The following is a 19,044-nucleotide window of genomic DNA, read 5'->3' on the forward strand; positions in this document are numbered from 1 at the left end:
CATTATCGCCGATTTCGCAAGTGCCAACAGGGAATTATCGTGAACCGCCTTACCCGTCTGCTTCTCGTCGGAACCATGCTCGCACCCTGCAGCGTTTTGGCAGAAGAGGTTGTGCCGGCCGATGCTGCATTAGACGAGGCAAACACCGTCATCGTCGTCACCGGCACCGCCGATGGTTATCGCCCGGTCGATGCCAATGCGGTGAAGACCCCCACCCCGCTGGTCGATGTGCCGCAAACCATCACCGTGCTGACGCGCGAACAGCTCGACGATCAGGGCATCACCCAGCTTGGCGATGCACTGCGCTATGTCCCCGGCGTCGTGCTGGGCCAGGGCGAAGGCCACCGCGATCAGATCACCATTCGCGGCCAGAACACCACCGCCGATTTCTATTTCGACGGGCTGCGTGATGACACGCAATACTACCGCTCGCTCTACAATATCGAGCGCGTCGAGGTGCTGAAGGGTGCCAACGCGCTGCTGTTTGGCCGTGGCGGTGGCGGCGGCGTGATCAACCGCGTCAGCAAGACGCCCGACCTCACCCGCACCAAAGGCCAAGCCAGCGCCAATGTCGACAGCTTCGGTGCCTTCGCGCTTGCCGCCGACTGGAACCAGCCTTTCAGCGAAACCGTAGGCGGACGATTGAACGCCACTTACGAGGAATTCGACAACCACCGGCAGGACTTCGAAGGCCGCTTCATCGGCGTGAACCCTACGCTGGCATTGCAGCCGGGTGAGGCGACGCGGATCGAACTGTCCTACAACTACGATGATGATCGCCGCATCACCGATCGCGGCGTACCATCGCTGAACGGCAAGCCGCTGACTGGCTTTGACGACACGTTCTTTGGCCGCACCGATACGAACATCGCCACGGTCCAGGCGCACATCGCGCAGGCCCGGCTTGATCACGATCTGGCCGAAAACCTCAGCTTCAACGTGCTCGGCCAATACAGCCACACCGACAAGTATTACGGCAACATCTTTGCCAGCGGCGCGCTGAACACCACGACCAACACCGTCGCCCTTGCCGGATATGACAGCGGCACCGTGCGCGGAAGCTGGATCGGGCAGGCAAACCTCGTATGGACCGGGCAGACCGGCGGCATCGGCCACACGCTACTGGCAGGTTTTGAAGTCGCCGATCAGGACACGCACGCCACCCGCCGCAATACGCCGAACAGCAGCGTGACGCTGGCCAAGCGCCTAACCGTTCCCGCACTCGCCTATGGTGCGTTCGTTACCAACAGCCGCACCGATGTGCGTACGATCTCGGCCTATGTGCAGGACCAGATCGAGCTGACCGAGTTTCTACAGGTCGTCGCAGGCGTGCGCTTTGACGAGTTCCGCATCACCGGACGCAACGCAATCAACAACGTTGGTGCCACGCGCACCGACAAGAAGTGGTCGCCGCGCTTCGGCGTGATCGTGAAGCCGCAGCAGAACGTCAGCTTCTACGGCAGCTTCACCCGCACCTTCCTGCCGCAATCGGGCGATCAGTTTGGCGCGCTCGATGCCACGCAGGCCACGCTTGCCCCCGAACAGTTCGAAAACCTCGAAGCGGGCGTGAAGTGGGATGTGAACCCCGCCCTTGCCTTCACCGCCGCTGTTTATCAGCTGGACCGCGACAATTCGCGCTTCAACAACCCCGTCACCGGGCTGCCAGAACTGTCGGGCAAGACCCGCGCCAAGGGCGTGGAGCTTTCGCTGGCAGGCCGCGTATTGCCCGAATTGCAGATGAGCCTTGGCTACACGCTGCAGGACGGCGAAGTGCGTTCAGCCACCACCGCCGCACCCGCTGGCCGCCGCCTTGCGCAGCTTCCACGCCATCAGGCCTCGGCATGGACGCGCTATGACGTAACCGACAAGATCGGCCTTGGCCTTGGGCTGACACACCAGTCCAGCAGCTTTGCCACGATCAGCAACGGCGTAACGCTGCCTGCCTTCACCCGCGTGGATGCCGCCGTGTTCTATGATCTGTCGGAAAACCTCTCGGTCCAACTCAATGTCGAGAACCTGACCGACGCCGACTATTTCCCCTCCGCGCACACCGACAACAACATCTCCACTGGCGAACCACTCAACGCCCGCCTGACGATCCGCGCCAAGTTCTGACCTCACGAGCCCCCGCCGCGCCCCCTCCCACCCCCTCCTCCCGGGAGGGGGCGCAAACCGGACCTTAACCCGCCCCCGGTGCCACAATCGCAGGCGGCGGTGCGGCGCTGATCGTCTCTTCGCCCCGCATCACCCGCGCCGCGCGCTGGATCGCCCGCGTCAGGCGAGGATAGACCCCGCAGCGGCAGATGTTGGTAATGGCCCGCGCGATGTCCTCGTCCGCCGGGCTGGCATTGGCCGAAAGCAGCGCGGCTGCCGCCATCACGATGCCCGGCGTGCAGAACCCGCACTGAATCGCCTGCTCGGCCACCAGCGCCTGCTGCACCGGATGCGACCGGTCAGCCGAAAGCCCCTCAATTGTGGTGACATTGCGCCCCTCGGCCTCGCCCAAGGATAGCGTGCAACTGGCCATCGCCTGCCCATCAACGATCACCATGCACGCGCCGCACTCCCCGGTGCCGCAGCCATACTTTGTGCCGGTCAGGTTCGCCGCATCGCGCAACGCCCACAGTAGCGGCGTATCGTTCTCAAGTCGGTACTCGACGGGCTGGTTGTTCACGGTCAGGCGGGCCATGGACGCGGCTTAGCCCGCCACCCCCCGCGCAATCAATCCCGCCAACTGCGATCAATCCGGTCAATCCGCCGCGTCCACGCTGCAAAGTCTGCCACACCAGCTGCACCACCGGCAGTGACCTGCCCCAGATCACGCTGATGCACCGCCACCACATCGTCTGGCACATGGATGGCCGGGCGCCCCATCGCCAGCGTCGCCATCTGGATCTCGCAGGCGCGCTGCAGGCTCCATTGCATCAGGAACATCTGTGGCAGCGTTTGCGCCAGCACCACCGGGCCGTGGTTCTTCAGCATCAGGATGCGTTTGCTGCCAAGGTTGGCCAGCAGCCGCTCACCCTCCTCAGCCCGCACCGTCACGCCTTCAAAATCGTGATAGGCAAGCTGGCCGATGAAGTTGCAGGCATAGAAGTTGATCGGCATCAGTCCTTCTTCCAAGCTGCACACCGCCATTGTCGCCGTAGTGTGAACATGGCTGATCGCATGCGCCCAGGGCAGATGACGGTGGAAATAAGCATGCTGGGTAAAGCCTGCCTGATTCACCGGATAAGGGCTGTTATCCAGCTTGTTGCCATCGATATCGATCTTCACCAGATTCGACGCCGTCACCTCACCATAGAGCAGCCCGAACGGATTGATCAGGAACGCCCCGTCTTCGTCGGGCACTTTCAACGAGATGTGGTTGTAGATCGATTCCGACCAGCCGAGGTGGTCATAGATGCGGTAGCACGCCGCGAGCTCCTGCCGCGCCTGCCATTCGGCATCGCTGCATTCGATATTGGGCCTGATCAGGCTGGCCATCACGCGCTCTCCGGGTATTATCGTTGCTATGTGCAACTTGTATCGCATGACCAGCAACGTGCAAGCCATCGCGCAGATGTTTGGCCCCGTGGCCAATGCGCAGATGAACCTGCCAGCCTTCACCGATATTTACCCTGATGCCGAAGCCCCCGTACTCATCGCCCGCGCCCAGCAACGCCGCTTGGGGCTGATGCGCTGGGGCTGGCCCCCGTTCGGCGATATCAAGCGCCCCGTCACCAACATTCGCAACCTCGCCTCACCCATGTGGCGCAGCGCATTGGAAGACCCGTCGCGCCGCTGCCTCGTGCCGGTGACCGAGTTTTCCGAATGGTCCGCCACGCCCGATCCTGCCACCGGTCGCAAGCGCAAACACTGGTTCGCGCTGAACGATCAGCCGTTGTTCGCCTTTGCCGGGCTATGGCGCTCCACAGCAGAAGGCCCGCGCTATGCCTTCCTCACCTGCGCCCCCAACACCACGGTGGGCCGCATCCACCCAAAGGCTATGCCGGTGATCCTAGCCAGCCATGAAGCCGCACACCAATGGCTCACGGCAGAAGGCGATCTGGCCGCACAGATGCAGCAACCCTTCCCCGACGCCCTGATGCACGAGGTCGACACCCAAGAGGAACTACCCCCGCCGCGCAAACCGGAACAGCCAAGCCTGTTCTGACTGCTCTAGCGACCCTCATCGCCGCGCCGCAACACGCGCCGCTCCACCGCGCGGAACAGCGCATCCAGATCGTCCGCTGCCACGTCGAGCCGCTCGTCCCAGTCGGCCAGCACGGCATCAAGATCGGCGCGGTCATAGGTCACGGTGCGCAGCGGCGCTGGTGCAGGCGGTGCGATGGCGCGGTGTGGCCAAGGATGCCCGGTCACCGTGTTGTAAATCCAGCCGATCAGCACGACACCCAGCACATTGAGCGCCAGCGGCACCAGCGGCCCCGGCAATTGCGCATCGGGCGCAAATCCCGCCAGCGCGCCAATGATTGCCGCCGCTCCGCCCGGCGGATGGGTGCAGCGGGCCAGCGCCATCACCGCAATGGCGCACCCCACAGCCACGCTCACCGCCACCGGCGCACCCAACCCAGCCAGCGCGCAAGTTTTGCCAACAGCTATGCCAACCATCGCCGAAACAAGATTGCCGCCCACCACTGGCCAAGGTTGCGCCAGCGGGCTGGCAGGCACGGCAAACACCAGCACCGCCGATGCGCCAACCGGGGCAATGATCCACGGCAATCCTTCGCCAGCCGGAACAAGGTGCCCCAGCAAGGCAGCCAACCCAATCCCCAGCACTGCGCCGATTGCGGCGCGCGGCCGCACTTCGGGAACCCAGTTAAGCAAGACGGTCATCGCCTCTCCTCGTCACTCCTGCCCCTTAAACCCGCTCATGCTGAGCTTGTCGAAGCATCCCGCACAGGGTCAGCGTCCTTCGACAGGCTCAGGACGAGCGGTTACGGTTTAGGCCGCAAATTGACCACGAAAAAAGGGGCCAGTCCGAAGACCAACCCCTTGTTTCCGTTTCGCTTTGCAGCCGAAGAGCGATTAGCGCTTCGAGAACTGGAAGCTCTTGCGTGCCTTCGCCTTGCCGTACTTCTTGCGTTCCACAACGCGCGGGTCGCGCGTTAGGAAGCCAGCGGCCTTAACAGCGCTGCGCAGTTCGGGTTCGAACTTCGACAGGGCCTGGGCGATACCGTGCTTTACAGCGCCGGCTTGGCCCGAAAGACCACCACCCTTGACGGTGCACACGATGTCGTACTGCTCTTCGCGGCCAGCCACGGCGAACGGCTGGTTGATCACCAGACGCAGCGTGGGGCGTGCAAAGTACACTTCCTGATCGCGGCCATTGACGGTGATCTTGCCCGAACCGGGCTTCAACCACACGCGGGCCACGGCGTCCTTGCGGCGGCCGGTTGCATACGAACGGCCCTGCGCGTCAATTTCGCGCGGACGGATCACGGCAGCAGGACCGGTGCGGATGACCGGAGCGGCAACTTCACCCGCTTCGGCAGACGCCGCAGCGGCAACCGGAGCAGCAGCCGTCAGATCCTTCAGATCAGCCAGGCTCGATACGGTGTTTTCGGTTTCGGACATGGTTTACGCCCCCACCTTGTTCTTGCGGTTCATCGAAGCGACGTCGAGCGCCACCGGCTGCGTGCCGCCATGCGGGTGTTCGGTCCCGGCATAGAGGTGAAGGGCGCGCATCTGCGCACGGCCCAGCGGCCCGCGCGGGATCATGCGTTCCACCGCCTTTTCAAGCACACGCTCGGGGAAGCGGCCACCGAGGATCTTGTCCGCAGTCACTTCCTTGATGCCACCGGCATAACCAGTGTGCTTGTAATAGATCTTGTCCTTCAGCTTGTTGCCGGTGAACTTGACCTTGTCGGCGTTGATCACGACGACGTGATCACCGCAATCGACGTGCGGGGTGAAGCTCGGCTTGTGCTTGCCGCGCAGATGATTGGCGATGACGACGGCGAGACGGCCGACAACCATGCCTTCAGCATCGATCAGATGCCACTTTTTTTCCACCTCAGCCGGTTTGATCGACCGGGTGACCTTGCTCAGTGCCTTCATGGCGCTTCGGTTCCTTCGGATTTCGGTTCGTTGCGATTTGTGTGCGTCATTCAGGGCGAAAAACCGCTTGCCTCGCAACGAAGGAAGCGCGCCTTTGTTGCATATGGCCTGAAGAGTCAAGCAAACTGCGGGTTTGTGGAGAGGTAAAATAATACCGTATATCCAATTGCACCTGAAACGCAGAACAAAGCCCATGTTCAGGTGGCGCAGAAACCTGCCTATCGCTGCGCGAATGACCAAGCCGCCTTTGGATCGCGCCGCGATCAGCGAAATCATCGAAATGGCGCTGAGCGATTTCACCAGCTTTGCCCATATCCAGTCCCTTCATGGGCTTGGCCCCGATGCCGTGAAAGACCTGATGCGGCGGGAGTTGAAGCCCGGCAGCTACCGGGCTTGGCGCAGGCGTGTCCGCGAATTTTCCGACCGGCGGGAAACGTACAAATAAAGCGCGCGCAGCGTCGCGGCCTTCAAAGCGCTTCCCGCATGGTAGCCAAGTCATCTGCCCCCAGTACCAGCCGCACGCCCAAAGACCCTGTTCCTGCCAAAACTGGCTGCTTCTTCAAGCAGATATCCAGCGCCATAACTGGCGCGTAAGCGGCATATGCCTTCGCAATCAGCGTCATCAGGTATTCTTGCGTCTCGAACTTCTGGCTTTGCGCAATCACCACAATTTGCGCGATCAACGGATCGTAATCGAACACGCGCGCCATCTCATCAGCCCCGATCTGCACAAGGTCGGGCGAGATAGTCAGCGTCAGATCCAAAATGTGCGCATCGGGCACAATATCGCTGGGGCCATAAGTGCCAATAGCCGCCGGAATGATAAGGTCGCGCAGTTCGACTTGGGCATGGCGAGTCACAACAACAATTCTCCATTCTGCGCATGTGGATTCTTCGGTGCGGTTGCCCGTGGATCTGCGCGCCATTCAATCGACTTTTGGTTGAGCCGTTTCAGGTCCAGCGTCCCGGCAATAATGCCCTCGCAAAGCTTCACGGCCCGGTATGCCTGATCGGCGCTCATGTTCTGGTACGCAGGCCGGGCGATGTGTTCGTACCATACGCCGCCGCAGACATTGTCCAGAACGATCCTTTGAAAGCAGTGATCGTTTTGCACCGGCCAATGCATATTCTGATCTTTGGCAAAGTCAGGCATCACCTTCCCCGTCAAGTGCCGATAGCGCTGAACAAGGCGCGCCTTGTCATTAGGCGACGTGGCACGTCGCGCGGAAAAAAGGTCATGAGCCAAAGCGTCTGATTTCCAAATCAAATCCGCACCTGAATGATCAGTCGCCCGGCGCAGGGTGAGTGGTTCATGATGCCCGCACGTTTTGGCACTGTTATTCGATTTCGATGCTGCCGAGGTTCAGCAGCGCCAAAATCACGTCAACCGTTCCGGGCGATTCCACGGTTGAGGCATCAATCACCATCGCATCGAAACCGCACAACTGTTCGGCAAAAATCGCGCAGTCATCCGCGCATTCAAACGAACGGCCATCGACAAACAAAACAACCGACTGCGCGCTAACCCGCATGAAGGAGAAGCGGCTCGCCGGGTTGCGGATCACGGATGCGGGTTCTGCCACCAGTTTACGCAAGCCGACGGCGGTTATCGCAACATCTGGCGACCAGTCGATTTCGGGATTCTTGGGTGCGGAACTGTATTGGCCGAACCAGCGCGCGAAGGCTTGGCGGTCCATCAGCTTTTCGGTGACCAGCGCATGCAGGTCTTCAATCGCCTGAGCAGTGATCTCGCCGGGGTTGGCCTGCAATGCCAACGCAGGATCGGCATAGCGGCGGTCGGAACCGGATTCATCCACCAGATGTTCCGCCCAGCCCGCAATCAATTCGTCCTGCGATGGCGCGCGAAAGCCGACCGAATAGGTCATGCAATCATCGCCCACGGCCACGCCATTGTGGGCAATGCCGGGCGGTACGTAGAGCACGTCGCCGGGTTCCAAAACCCATTCCTGCACAGGTTTAAAGTTGGCCAACAGGCGCAAATCCGTGTTGGGAAGCAGCGCAGTCGTCTCGTCACACACCTCGCCGAGCTGCCATAGCCGCCGCCCAAGTCCTTGAATCAGAAACACGTCATATTGATCGAAGTGTGGCCCCACGCCACCGTGATCTGTGGCATAGCTCACCATCACATCATCGATGCGCCAGTTGGGGATGAAGCGGAAAGTATCGATCAGCGCGCTCACATCGGGCACATGATGATCAACCGCGTTGACCAGCAACGTCCACGGTTCCGGGCCAAGCGTGCCAAAGCGCTGCTCGGCAAAAGGGCCGTGTTCGGTGACCAGCTCAGCGCCTGCATGTCGGATAATCCGCGCCTCTACACCTTCTTCGCACGCAAGACCCGCCAGCTCGTCAGGTTCGAGGGGATTGTCCAGCGCGGGGAACAGCCCCCTGATCAGGAGCGGCCTTTTTTGCCAGCAATCGCGCAGGAAAACTTGCGGATCAAAGGTCATGCCTGTTCCCGGCTACCGAGCAGATGCGCGCACCACACCGTGGCGGCCACCAGCAGCGCACCGACCAGCTGGTGCAGCACCGCTATCCACAGCGCCACGCCGCTATACACGGTGAAAATGCCCAGCAACACTTGGGTGCCGAATGCTGTGTGAAGCACAACCGACGCCACGCGGTAATCCTTGCGCAATTGCCGCGCCAGCACCACCAGCACCGCCACCACGCCCCAGGCCCACCAGCGGTGGATGAAGTGGACGAGGAACGGGTCAGACAAGAAAGCATGGGCCGCGCCCAGCGCCCAGTCGACGCCATCGGGATAGACTTTGCCCTGCATCAGCGGCCAGGCGTCTGCTCTGAACCAGCCTGCGCCTGCCGAAGTGCCCGCGCGCATCCCCGCCACCAGCGCGCCATAGAAAAGCTGCACCAGCAGCATTCCCAGCGCCAACAAACCCAGCCCTTTCAGCCGCGCGCGGGGTTTGTCCTTGGCCAGTGCCACCAGATCGAGTGCAGTCCAGATCAACCCACCCAGCGTGATCAGCGCCACCAGCAGGTGCGCGGCAAGGCGGAAATGGCTGACTTTCACATCATTCACGATGCCAGACTTGACCATCCACCAGCCCACCGTGCCCTGCAGAGCACCAAGCGCCAGCAGCGCCAGCAGGCGTGGCTTGTACCCTTCGGGAATGCGGCCTTTGATCCAGAACCACGCCAGCGGCACCGCGAAGACCAGACCGATGGTGCGCGCGATCAGGCGGTGGACCCATTCCCAGAAGAAGATGAATTTGTACGATTCCAGCGTCATCCCCGCCGGACCGTTGATGAGTTGATACTGCGGCGTGGCGCGATAGGCGGCGAATTCGGCCTCCCACTGCGCATCGGTGATCGGCGGGATCGTGCCAGTCACCGGCTTCCATTCGGTGATCGAAACGCCCGATTCGGTCAGCCGCGTGATGCCGCCCACCGCCACGATCATCACCACCATCAGCGCGACGACAAACAGCCAGCGCGCCAGCGCCAGCGCATTGGTGCGGGTTTCGGCCAAGGGGCTTACCGGCTTTGGGCTGCCGGACAGCACGTCCGGCGAAATGGCGCTTGCAGACATGACTTTGCCCTGCTCTCGGCGCTGACAAATCGCAAGGGGGATTGTCGGGATGAGGCACCGGCACGTTTGGGCAAAATTGTTCGGCACCCTACCTTGCGCGATGTAATACTATAACATATATGCAAATTCACATGAGCGACGCACTCCCCTCCTTTCGCGCCCGGCTTGACCGGTTCGGCGTGGTCCTTTCGGGCCTTTGCCTGCTTCACTGCGTGGCGGGCGTGTTCCTCGTAGGCATGCTGGGCATTGGTGGCGGCGTGCTGCTCGATCCTGACTGGCACCGCTGGGGCCTTGCCCTGGCGCTGGTGATCGGCGCGCTGACCATCGGCCTTGGCGCATTGCGGCACGGGCGGTTTCTGCCGCTGATGGTGGGCAGCACCGGCCTTGCCCTGATGGGCGGTGCGCTGGCCGTGGGGCACGGGGATGAGGAAGTGGTGTTGACCGTCATCGGCGTTGTGCTGGTGGCTGCGGCACACCTGATCAATATCCGCACCAACAGCTGCAATTCCTGAAGTGCACCTAGATGCACCTAGAAGCACCTAGGCGCACACAACCCGGCCTTGCGCACCTTTGACGCATCGCTAAAGCGTCCAGCATGACTGCAATGCTATCCCTGACCATCAATGGCGAACCGCGCCGCGCCGCTCCCGGATCGATTGCCGATGTGGTGCGTAGTCTCGATCTTGAACCCACCAAGGTCGCGGTGGAGCGCAATGGCGAAATTGTCCCCCGTTCGACTCTGGCCGATGTGCAGATTGCCGAGGGGGACGTGCTGGAAATCGTGCATTTCGTGGGTGGAGGACAGACTGACGTGACCGACAATTCAGATACATGGACCGTTGCTGGCCGCACCTTCACCTCGCGCCTGATCGTGGGGACGGGGAAATACAAGGACTTCGCGCAGAATGCCGCTGCGGTGGAAGCTTCGGGTGCGGAAATCGTGACCGTTGCCGTGCGCCGCGTCAACGTGTCGGACCCCAAGGCCCCGATGCTGACGGATTTTATCGACCCGAAGAAGATCACGTATCTGCCCAACACCGCCGGATGCTTCACCGCCGAAGATGCGATCCGCACGCTGCGCTTGGCGCGTGAGGCGGGCGGTTGGGATCTGGTGAAGCTGGAAGTTCTGGGCGAGGCGCGCACGCTCTATCCCAACATGGTTGAAACCATCCGCGCCACCGAAGTGCTTGCCAAGGAAGGCTTTCTTCCGATGGTCTACTGCGTGGACGATCCGATTGCGGCCAAGCAGCTTGAGGATGTGGGCGCGGTCGCCGTCATGCCGCTGGGCGCGCCGATTGGCTCAGGGCTGGGTATCCAGAACCGCGTGACCATCCGCCTGATCGTGGAAGGGGCCAAAGTGCCGGTGCTGGTCGATGCAGGCGTTGGCACGGCATCGGAAGCTGCCGTGGCGATGGAACTGGGCTGCGATGGCGTGCTGATGAACACCGCCATCGCCGAGGCCAAGGACCCGATCCGCATGGCCCGCGCGATGAAACTGGCCGTGCAGGCCGGGCGCGATGCTTATCTGGCTGGGCGGATGCAGACGCGCAAGTACGCCGATCCATCCAGCCCGCTGGCGGGGTTGATTTAAGCGCAGACCATTGAGTAACCCGGCGCCCCCGCGAAGGCGGGGGCCTCGGTGTTGTTACGGAACATTTGCGTAATCGGCCTGAGGCCCCCGCCTGCGCGGGGGCGCTCTAGCTTTGTATCTAGTTCAACCGACAACCCCCGCGGCTGCCAGCACAGCCAGCGTCAGCAGATCGGGGGCCAGAGCGGTCATCGGGGCAATCTGGACAGGCTTTTCCATGCCGATCAGCATCGGGCCGATAACGGCATTGCCCGCCAGTTCGCGCAGTAGCTTGGCCGAGATATTGGCCGACTGAAGCCCCGGCATGATCAGAACGTTGGCAGGCCCGGACAGGCGGCTGAACGGATAGTTGGCCATGACCTTAGGATTCAGCGCCGCGTCCGGGGCCAGTTCGCCCTCATACTCAAAGCCGGGATTGTCGGCATCGAGGATCGACACGGCTCCCCGGATCGGCTCAAGGAAGCGCCCGTTGGGATTGCCGAAGGTGGCGTAAGAGATGAACGCCACGCGCGGTTCGTGGCCCATGCGGCGGGCAACGGCGGCGGTTTCACGCGCGATGTGCGCCAGTTCTTCGGCGCTGGGGCGCTCGTTGATCGTGGTGTCGGCGATGAACACCGTGTAATTCTTGGCCACCATCAGATGGATGCCGAACGGCAGATGCCCCGGCTTGGGGTCCAGCACCCGGCGCACGTCCTTGATCGACTGCGCAAAGGTGCGGGTCATGCCGGTGATCAGCGCATCGCCATGCCCCAGCGCCACGAGCAGCGAGGCGAACACGTTGCGGTCCTGATTGACCATGCGCCGCACGTCACGCTCAAGATAGCCGCGGCGCTGCAGGCGTTCATAGAGGTAGGTGACCATATCGGGCACCAGTGGCGAGACCAGCGAGTTGTGAATCTCGTAGGATTCAGGATTGCCCACGCCCAGTTCGGTCAACCGATCCAGCACCGCCTGCGTGCGGCCCACCAGCACCGGAATGCCATAGCCGAAATCGCGGAACTGGATCGCGGCGCGCAGCACCACTTCGTTTTCCGCCTCGGCAAATACCACGCGCTTCGGGTTGGCCTTGGCCTTGGCAAACACATTGGTCAGGACCGATGTGGTCGGGTTGAGCCGCGCTTTGAGACTGGTGCGATAGGCCTCCATGTCCTCGATCGGCTTTTGCGCCACGCCAGAATCCATCGCCGCCTGCGCCACGGCAGAGGAGACGACTTCCATCAGGCGCGGATCGAACGGTGCAGGGATGATGTAATCAAGGCCGAAGGTGTGGTTCATGCCATAGGCGGCGGCCACTTCTTCGGGCACCGGCTCACGCGCCAGCTTGGCGATGGCTTCGGCGGCGGCAATCTTCATTTCCTCGTTGATCGTGGTGGCCCGTACATCGAGCGCGCCACGGAAGATGAACGGGAAGCCGAGCACGTTGTTGACCTGATTTGGATAGTCCGAACGGCCCGTGGCCACGATGCAATCGGGGCGCACCGCCTTGGCATCGGGCGGAGTAATTTCCGGGTCAGGATTGGCCATGGCAAAGATGATCGGCTGCGGGGCCATTTTCGTGACCCAATCGGGACGCAGCGCGCCAGCGGCGGACAGGCCGAGGAAGATATCTGCGCCATCGAGCGCATCTTCAAGGCTGCGGGCCGAGGTATCGATGGCATGCGCGCTTTTCCACTGGTCCATGCCGGATTCACGGCCGCGATAGATCACGCCCGAACGGTCGCACATGATCACGTTGTTGTGGCGCACGCCCATAGCCTTGATCAGCGCGGTGCAGGCAATCGCCGCCGCTCCTGCGCCATTGACCACGACTTTCACGTCTTCGAGCTTGCGCCCGGTCAGGTAGCAGGCGTTGAGCAGGCCAGCGGCAGAGATGATTGCGGTGCCATGCTGGTCATCGTGCATGATCGGAATCTTCAGCCGCTCTTTCAGCGTCTGTTCGATGATGAAGCATTCGGGTGCCTTGATATCTTCAAGGTTGATGCCGCCGAACGTTGGCTCCATCAGCGTGACCGCTTCGATGAAGGCATCGGGGTCTTCAGTGGCCAGTTCGATATCGATCGAATCTACATCGGCAAAGCGCTTGAACAGCACCGCCTTGCCTTCCATCACCGGCTTTGCCGCCAGCGCGCCCAGATTGCCAAGGCCAAGGATTGCGGTGCCATTGGAAATTACCGCGACCAGATTGCCCTTGGCGGTGTATTCATAAGCATCGGCAGGGTTTTCCGCGATCGCGCGGACCGGCACGGCCACGCCCGGCGAATAGGCCAGCGACAAGTCACGCTGCGTTGCCATCGGCTTGGACGCGATGATCTCGATCTTACCGGGGCGGATGGTGTTGTGGTAGAAAAGCGCCTCGCGCTCAGTAAAGCGGACGTTGCTTTCCTCGGACATGAATTTCCCCGTAACTGACCAGCCGTGTTCAATATGCCCTGTCCGCACTTTGCCGCTACGTCAAGGCGCGCAGACGCCAGATCGGCGGCATGACATTTCGTTACAGTGGCGCGCGCTTACAGTTCTGGCAATTTCCGGCTGGGAATGCCCAAGCGGCGGACCTTGAACAGCAGGCTGCGGCCTTCCTGCCACACCAGTTGCAGGCGCGGATCGGCGCGGCGCGGCAGGCCGGTATCAATCAGCCAGACGTAATCGACCCGCTCAATCGGGGCGGCCTTCAGCGCACTGTCGACATTGCGCCGCCAACCGCCCGCACAGCGGCGCGACCAGACGAATTCGGATGGATCGGCGGTGAAATTGCGGCCCGGACGGAAGCGCGGCACCACCATGTGCAGGCCCGGCACCGCCCAGTTATCGTTGACCCACGCCTGCCGATAGAGGCTGGCAAGGCTGGCAAGGTGATCGCGCCGGGTGTTGCGCCACGATTCATCGATGCAGGAATGTTCGACAAAGGCCAGAACGCGGCTGCCCGGCTCTACGTGCGTCAGCGCCGAAAGCTGCTTTTTGTAATCAACGGCATAGTCGTTGAAGCTCCACGCTGTGACCGCCAGCCGCACCGCCAGCAGCGCCATGCCGACATAGGCCACCGCCTTTGCCCATTGCACGCGGCGCGCGCCGCTCCAGTCCTGCAGACCGAGGCCGAGCATCGCGGCCACCGGCAGCAGACGGATATCGACGAAGGACGAGCCATTTATGTCGCTGGGAATGGCAAGGAACAGCAGAAACACCGTGAGCGCGGGCAGGCCCTGCCGCCAGCGCCACTTTGCGCCGAGGAATGGCCCGACCAGCACCAGCAACCCGGCGATGATTGATGTGGTGAAATCCAGCAGCTTTGACTGATCGCGCAGCGTCAGCACAAACGACCACGCCTTTTGATCCCAGCGCCAGATATTCATCGATTTGACCGGCGGCGAAAACGCCTTCCACAGCAGGATCGTGATGACCGTGGCGAGCAGCGGCCAGCAGGCCTGCCAGAGGCGCAGCCCGATAGCCTTCCAGTCAAGCGTGGCACGCCATTCGCGGTTGGCAAAATCACGGAAACGCCAGCCTGCAGGCAGTTCGTCCATCGCGCGACCAAAGGCATGCGCGCCCACCAGCAGCGCCAGCAACAGCCCGCCGATGGCATGGCACAGCATGGCCACGGGCTGCGCCACGATCAGCATTGCAGCGCGGGCGCGCGGGTTCTTTTCGAGCCACAGCGACGCACCAAACGCCGTCAGCGCAAGACCGGTGGCGAGGATATAGTTGAGGAAACCGGTGAGCAGCGGGAAGCTGAACACGAACATCAGCGACCATGCCGCTGCGTGCCCGCCCTTGGGGTTCAGCATGCGGATGGTCCACAGGCAGCCGCCTGCAAACAGGCCGGTGGCCAGCACCGTGCTCCACCATCCGGCGGCCAGAATGCCGAACTGTGCGCCCAGCACTTTCATCAGCACGCCGCCGCCGATGTTCAGCGTGAACACCCACTTCCAAGTAAAGTATTGCTCAAGCGGATTGCCGGGACCGGCAGCCTCGATCGCAGCGGCGCCCATGTGGCCGGGAATATCGATCAGGGGCGGCACATCGACCAGCGCAAAAGGCAGGCACACCAGCAGGATGCCTAGGGCAATGCCGGGACCAGACAGCCACGGCAGCGCACCGGCGCGCGCCAGCAGCGTCTTGACCGAATCGCGCCAGTTGCTTTCGCCCACTTGCTTCAAGCTCTGCTTACCCCACAAAGACCGCCCTTGCTGTGCCACTTTGGCGCGCAGTTGCGGATATCCAGCCACGATGGTTTGAGAAACACGCGCGGCTGGTCTAGCCACCTCCGCGTGACGCCTAATGCCCCAACTCCGATGATGGCGCAATATCTTGCTCTTAAAGAGCAGGCCGCCGACTGCCTGCTGTTCTACCGCATGGGCGACTTCTTCGAGCTGTTCTTTGACGATGCAAAGATCGCCGCCCAAGTGCTGGACATTGCGCTGACCAGCCGGGGCGAACATGGGGGCGTGCCGATCCCGATGTGTGGCGTGCCAGTGCATTCGGCGGAGGGATACCTTGCGCGGCTGATCAAGGCCGGGTGCCGCGTGGCCATTGCCGAACAAGTAGAAACGCCCGAAGAAGCCCGCAAACGCGGGGGTTCGAAGACATTGGTAGCGCGCGATATCGTGCGCTTCGTGACGGCAGGCACGCTGACCGAGGAGGCTCTGCTCGAACCGCGCCGCGCCAATGTGCTGGCCGCGGTGTGCGATGTGCGCGGGGTGGCAGGGATTGCCGCCTGCGACATTTCGACAGGTCGCATGGAGCTGGAAGAGTGCGCGCCCGACCAGATGGGAGCAGCGCTGGCGCGGCTGGGCGCGAGTGAAATTGTTGCGGCAGATTCATGGGATCTGGCTCCGGCTGATTGCGTTTCCCGCCCGAATCGGTCGTTCTCCAGCGACGAGGGCGAGGCACGGCTGAAAGCGCTGCATGGCGTTTCCACGCTGGATGGCTTCGGCCAGTTCAGCCGCGCGATGCTGGCGGCGGCGGGCGGGCTGATTTCCTACCTCGACCACGTCGGGCGCGGGAGCCTGCCGCTGCTGCTGCCCCCGGTGGTGCGCGAGGCGGGCACGCACATGGCGATGGATGAGGCAACGCGGGCCAGCCTTGAAATCCTGATGAGTTCCACTGGCACGCGGCGCGGTTCGCTGGTGGAAGCCATCGACCGCTGCGTGACCGGCGCTGGTGCGCGGTTGCTGGCCGAGGACTTGTCGGCCCCCCTCACCGATGCGCGGGCGATCAACCGGCGGCTGGAATTGGTCAGCTGGCTGCATGACGATCCGCTGCTGCGTGGCGATATTCGCGGCGTGTTGCGCGCGTTACCCGATGTGGGCCGTGCGCTGGGGCGCGTGGTGGCGGGGCGTGGGTCTCCGCGTGATCTGGGGCAATTGCGCGATGGTTTGAGCGAGGCGCGGCGGTTGCATGACTTGCTGGCCGCGCGCACCGACAAGCCCGAGCCGATGGTGGCGCTGCTGCCTTCGCTTTCGGGCCACGGCGCGCTGACCGATCTCTATGCCCGTGCCCTGGTGCCCGCGCCGCCGACCGAGCGGTCGCAGGGGGGCTATATTGCCGAGGGCTATGACGCGGGGCTGGATCAATTGCGCCGCGTATCGGGCAATGCGCGCCGGGCGATTGCGGCGCTGGAGGCAAAGTACCGCGATGAAACCGGCATCGCCGCGCTGAAAATCCGCCACAACGGGGTGCTGGGCTATTTCATCGAAGTTCCGGCCAAGCACGCCGACCGGCTGATGGCCCCGGAAACGGGCTTTACCCACCGCCAGACAATGGCGGGCGCGGTGCGGTTCAATGCGCTGGCGCTGCACGAGGAAGCCAGCCGGATTGCCGAAAGTGGCGGGCATGCGCTGGCGGCGGAAGAGGCGCATTTCGAGGAATTGGTCGGCCATGCGGTGCGGGCCAAGGAGGCTATTGCGGCCACGGCAGCGGCGCTGGCGCGGATCGATGTGACGGCGGGGCAGGCTGAACGGGCGGCTGAAGGCGGCTGGGCTTTGCCGCGGGTGGTGGACGAGGCATGCCTTGAAATCGTGGGCGGGCGGCATCCGGTGGTCGAGGCCGCGCTGGCGATTAAGGGTGAGCGGTTCGTTGCCAACGATTGCTACCTCAACACTCCAAAACCCGCTCATGCTGAGCCTGTCGAAGCACCGTTGCGCAGCGCTCATCCTTCGACAGGCTCAGGACGAGCGGGAGAGGGTGGCGCAAAATCATCACGGCTCTGGCTGGTTGGCGGGCCGAACATGGGCGGTAAATCCACCTTTCTGCGCCAGAACGCGCTGATCGTGCTGTTGGCGCAGGCGGGCGGCTTTGTGCCTGCGCAGGCCGCAAAGGTGGGGCTGGTGGACCGCCTGTTCAGCCGCGTGGGCGCATCGGACAATCTGGCGCGAGGGCGGTCGACTTTCATGGTCGAGATGGTGGAAACCGCTGCGATCCTGAGCCAAGCAACCGACCGCAGCTTTGTGATTCTGGACGAGGTAGGGCGCGGGACGTCAACCTATGATGGCCTCGCGCTGGCGTGGGCGGTGGCCGAGGCGGTGCATTCGATCAACCAGTGCCGCTGCCTGTTCGCCACGCACTATCACGAACTCGCCCGGCTGGCCGAGACGTGCGAAGCGCTGTCGCTCCACCACGTCCGTGCGCGCGAGTGGAAGGGCGATCTGGTGCTGCTGCACGAACTGGCCGAAGGCCCGGCGGACAAGTCCTATGGCCTGGCTGTGGCGCGGCTGGCAGGCGTGCCTGCGCCAGTGCTGAAGCGGGCAAAGTCTGTGCTGGAAAAGCTGGAAAAAGGCCGCGCGGCCACCGGCGGGCTGGCGGCGGGACTAAATGATCTTCCGCTGTTCGCCGCCGCGATCGAGGCTGCGGAGGAGAAGGTCGACGCCTTGCGCGAACGGCTGAACGGGCTGGACATCGACGCGCTGTCGCCGCGTGAGGCGCTGGACCTGCTCTATCAGTTGAAAGCTCAGGCGAATGGTTGAGGCAGGAATGATGATGGATGGGTAAGCGGGGTGGGCAGCGCGCGACCCATCGGTTAGACTAGGCACCATGAAGCGCATCCTCCTCCCTGCATTCCTCCTCTGCACCACGCCCCTCTTTGCTCAGCCCGGCCCTCCTCCGCCCGGAGACGGCAGCGCAGGCCGTCCGCAGCGGGCCTATGCCAATCCCAGCGCGCTGATCGCTGCCGACATCGCTTTTGCCCGCCTTGCCCGCGAAAAGGGCCAATGGACTGCGTTTCGCGAAACCGCTGCTGATACGGCCGAAATGTTCGATGGCAAGCGCGTGCCGGCAAAGGCGCTGCTGAAAGACCGCAAGGACCCTGCCGAACCAAATCAATGGGCACCGCGCGCTGCGTGGATCAGTTGCGATGGATCAGCCGGGCTGACCATCGGGGGTGCCAGCTATCCGGGCGGTGGCGTTCAAGGGGGGAGCGGTGAATACATCACCGTTTGGGAACGCCAGTTCAAGGGCAAGGCGGCGTGGAAGTGGGTGCTGGACGATGGCGCGCCGCTGGCCAAAGCGCTGCCCGAAGTCGACTGGGTGCAAGGCACGGTTGCAGATTGCCCGGTGCGGCGCAGGCCCGAAGGCGAAGCACCGCCGCCGCCGGGCAGCAAGCGCGAGCGCAAGGAGCGGGGGAAGGACGCCCCGCTCATGCCGCTGGCAGGGCCACTGCCCATCACCACGATCGCTGCAAGCGCAGACGCCAGGATCGGCCAATCGCGCGATGGCTCGCTGGCATGGCGCTCCATCGTATTGCCCGATGGCACCCGCCATCATCAGGTATGGATCTGGAAGGACGGCACGATGAAGCCCGTGTTCGACCGCATCTTCGCCCGGACTGGCGCCTGAT

18 protein-coding genes are annotated in these 19,044 nt (G+C 62.9%); 7 read left to right on the plus strand and 11 right to left on the minus strand.

Annotated features, from left to right (window positions below):
- Nucleotides 1-39: 39 nt before the first annotated feature.
- Nucleotides 40-2,115, plus strand: a complete 2,076-nt coding sequence (locus AC2A1F_RS08630) for a TonB-dependent receptor (RefSeq protein ID WP_484208358.1) — start codon at nucleotides 40-42, stop codon at nucleotides 2,113-2,115.
- A 64-nt stretch (nucleotides 2,116-2,179) separates the two neighbouring features.
- Here AC2A1F_RS08630 and AC2A1F_RS08635 read toward each other — a convergent pair whose 3' ends face one another.
- Both AC2A1F_RS08635 and AC2A1F_RS08640 read right to left on the minus strand, forming a co-directional pair.
- A complete protein-coding gene (locus tag AC2A1F_RS08635; RefSeq protein ID WP_484208359.1) occupies nucleotides 2,180-2,689 on the minus strand; it encodes a (2Fe-2S)-binding protein in 510 nt (169 codons plus the stop codon).
- 32 nt (nucleotides 2,690-2,721) lie between these two features.
- Complete coding sequence (locus AC2A1F_RS08640; protein ID WP_484208360.1) at nucleotides 2,722-3,486, minus strand: class II aldolase/adducin family protein; 765 nt, start codon at nucleotides 3,484-3,486, stop codon at nucleotides 2,722-2,724.
- Nucleotides 3,487-3,514: 28 nt separating this feature from the next.
- On the opposite strand from AC2A1F_RS08640, the gene AC2A1F_RS08645 reads away from it, so the two are divergent.
- On the plus strand, nucleotides 3,515-4,156 hold the full coding sequence (locus AC2A1F_RS08645; protein WP_484208361.1) for an SOS response-associated peptidase: 642 nt from the start codon (nucleotides 3,515-3,517) through the stop codon (nucleotides 4,154-4,156).
- A 5-nt stretch (nucleotides 4,157-4,161) separates the two neighbouring features.
- Here AC2A1F_RS08645 and AC2A1F_RS08650 read toward each other — a convergent pair whose 3' ends face one another.
- The 3 genes from AC2A1F_RS08650 to rplM all read right to left on the minus strand — a co-directional run bounded on the left by AC2A1F_RS08650 (nucleotide 4,162) and on the right by rplM (nucleotide 6,060).
- Nucleotides 4,162-4,836 carry an HPP family protein gene (locus AC2A1F_RS08650; RefSeq protein WP_484208362.1) on the minus strand — a complete coding sequence of 225 codons (675 nt, stop codon included), beginning with the start codon at nucleotides 4,834-4,836 and terminating at the stop codon, nucleotides 4,162-4,164.
- A 192-nt stretch (nucleotides 4,837-5,028) separates the two neighbouring features.
- The gene (gene rpsI / locus AC2A1F_RS08655; protein WP_484208363.1) at nucleotides 5,029-5,577 is read right to left on the minus strand and encodes a 30S ribosomal protein S9; all 549 of its coding nucleotides are present in this window, start codon (nucleotides 5,575-5,577) and stop codon (nucleotides 5,029-5,031) included.
- Between the two features lie 3 nt (nucleotides 5,578-5,580).
- Nucleotides 5,581-6,060: a 50S ribosomal protein L13 gene (rplM, locus tag AC2A1F_RS08660; protein WP_484208364.1), complete on the minus strand. Its 480-nt coding sequence runs from the start codon at nucleotides 6,058-6,060 to the stop codon at nucleotides 5,581-5,583.
- 232 nt (nucleotides 6,061-6,292) lie between these two features.
- On the opposite strand from rplM, the gene AC2A1F_RS08665 reads away from it, so the two are divergent.
- Entirely contained in the window at nucleotides 6,293-6,505 is a 213-nt protein-coding gene (locus AC2A1F_RS08665) for a DUF2805 domain-containing protein (protein WP_484208365.1), read from the plus strand.
- Between the two features lie 22 nt (nucleotides 6,506-6,527).
- On the opposite strand, the gene AC2A1F_RS08670 is transcribed toward AC2A1F_RS08665, so the two are convergent.
- The 4 genes from AC2A1F_RS08670 to AC2A1F_RS08685 form a co-directional block, all read right to left on the minus strand.
- Nucleotides 6,528-6,920 (minus strand): dihydroneopterin aldolase, encoded by a 393-nt coding sequence (locus AC2A1F_RS08670; RefSeq protein ID WP_484208366.1) that lies wholly within the window; start codon nucleotides 6,918-6,920, stop codon nucleotides 6,528-6,530.
- The gene (locus AC2A1F_RS08675) at nucleotides 6,917-7,213 is read right to left on the minus strand and encodes a GCN5-related N-acetyltransferase (protein ID WP_484208367.1); all 297 of its coding nucleotides are present in this window, start codon (nucleotides 7,211-7,213) and stop codon (nucleotides 6,917-6,919) included. The genes AC2A1F_RS08670 and AC2A1F_RS08675 overlap by 4 nt, the downstream gene beginning before the upstream one ends.
- A 184-nt stretch (nucleotides 7,214-7,397) precedes the next feature.
- Nucleotides 7,398-8,531 (minus strand): JmjC domain-containing protein, encoded by a 1,134-nt coding sequence (locus AC2A1F_RS08680; RefSeq protein ID WP_484208368.1) that lies wholly within the window; start codon nucleotides 8,529-8,531, stop codon nucleotides 7,398-7,400.
- A complete protein-coding gene (locus AC2A1F_RS08685; protein ID WP_484208369.1) occupies nucleotides 8,528-9,631 on the minus strand; it encodes a COX15/CtaA family protein in 1,104 nt (367 codons plus the stop codon). Before AC2A1F_RS08685 ends, AC2A1F_RS08680 begins: the two co-directional genes overlap by 4 nt.
- A gap of 131 nt (nucleotides 9,632-9,762) precedes the next feature.
- Here AC2A1F_RS08685 and AC2A1F_RS08690 point away from each other — a divergent pair, with 131 nt between their 5' ends.
- Together AC2A1F_RS08690 and thiS are read left to right on the plus strand one after the other, a co-directional pair.
- A complete protein-coding gene (locus AC2A1F_RS08690) occupies nucleotides 9,763-10,143 on the plus strand; it encodes a MerC domain-containing protein (protein WP_484208370.1) in 381 nt (126 codons plus the stop codon).
- An 83-nt stretch (nucleotides 10,144-10,226) separates the two neighbouring features.
- Entirely contained in the window at nucleotides 10,227-11,222 is a 996-nt protein-coding gene (gene thiS, locus AC2A1F_RS08695) for a sulfur carrier protein ThiS (RefSeq protein WP_484208371.1), read from the plus strand.
- Between the two features lie 123 nt (nucleotides 11,223-11,345).
- Here thiS and AC2A1F_RS08700 read toward each other — a convergent pair whose 3' ends face one another.
- Together AC2A1F_RS08700 and AC2A1F_RS08705 are read right to left on the minus strand one after the other, a co-directional pair.
- Nucleotides 11,346-13,610, minus strand: coding sequence for an NADP-dependent malic enzyme (locus AC2A1F_RS08700; protein WP_484208372.1), 2,265 nt, complete (start codon nucleotides 13,608-13,610; stop codon nucleotides 11,346-11,348).
- A 116-nt stretch (nucleotides 13,611-13,726) separates the two neighbouring features.
- Complete coding sequence (locus tag AC2A1F_RS08705) at nucleotides 13,727-15,439, minus strand: hypothetical protein (protein WP_484208373.1); 1,713 nt, start codon at nucleotides 15,437-15,439, stop codon at nucleotides 13,727-13,729.
- Nucleotides 15,440-15,505: 66 nt separating this feature from the next.
- Between AC2A1F_RS08705 and mutS the strand changes: the two genes are divergently transcribed.
- Together mutS and AC2A1F_RS08715 are read left to right on the plus strand one after the other, a co-directional pair.
- Nucleotides 15,506-18,175: a DNA mismatch repair protein MutS gene (mutS, locus tag AC2A1F_RS08710; protein ID WP_484209011.1), complete on the plus strand. Its 2,670-nt coding sequence runs from the start codon at nucleotides 15,506-15,508 to the stop codon at nucleotides 18,173-18,175.
- Nucleotides 18,176-18,242: 67 nt separating this feature from the next.
- Entirely contained in the window at nucleotides 18,243-19,043 is an 801-nt protein-coding gene (locus tag AC2A1F_RS08715) for a hypothetical protein (RefSeq protein WP_484208374.1), read from the plus strand.
- Nucleotide 19,044: the final 1 nt, after the last annotated feature.

It is taken from the genome of Novosphingobium sp. HNCC26BN242 (assembly GCF_057180525.1).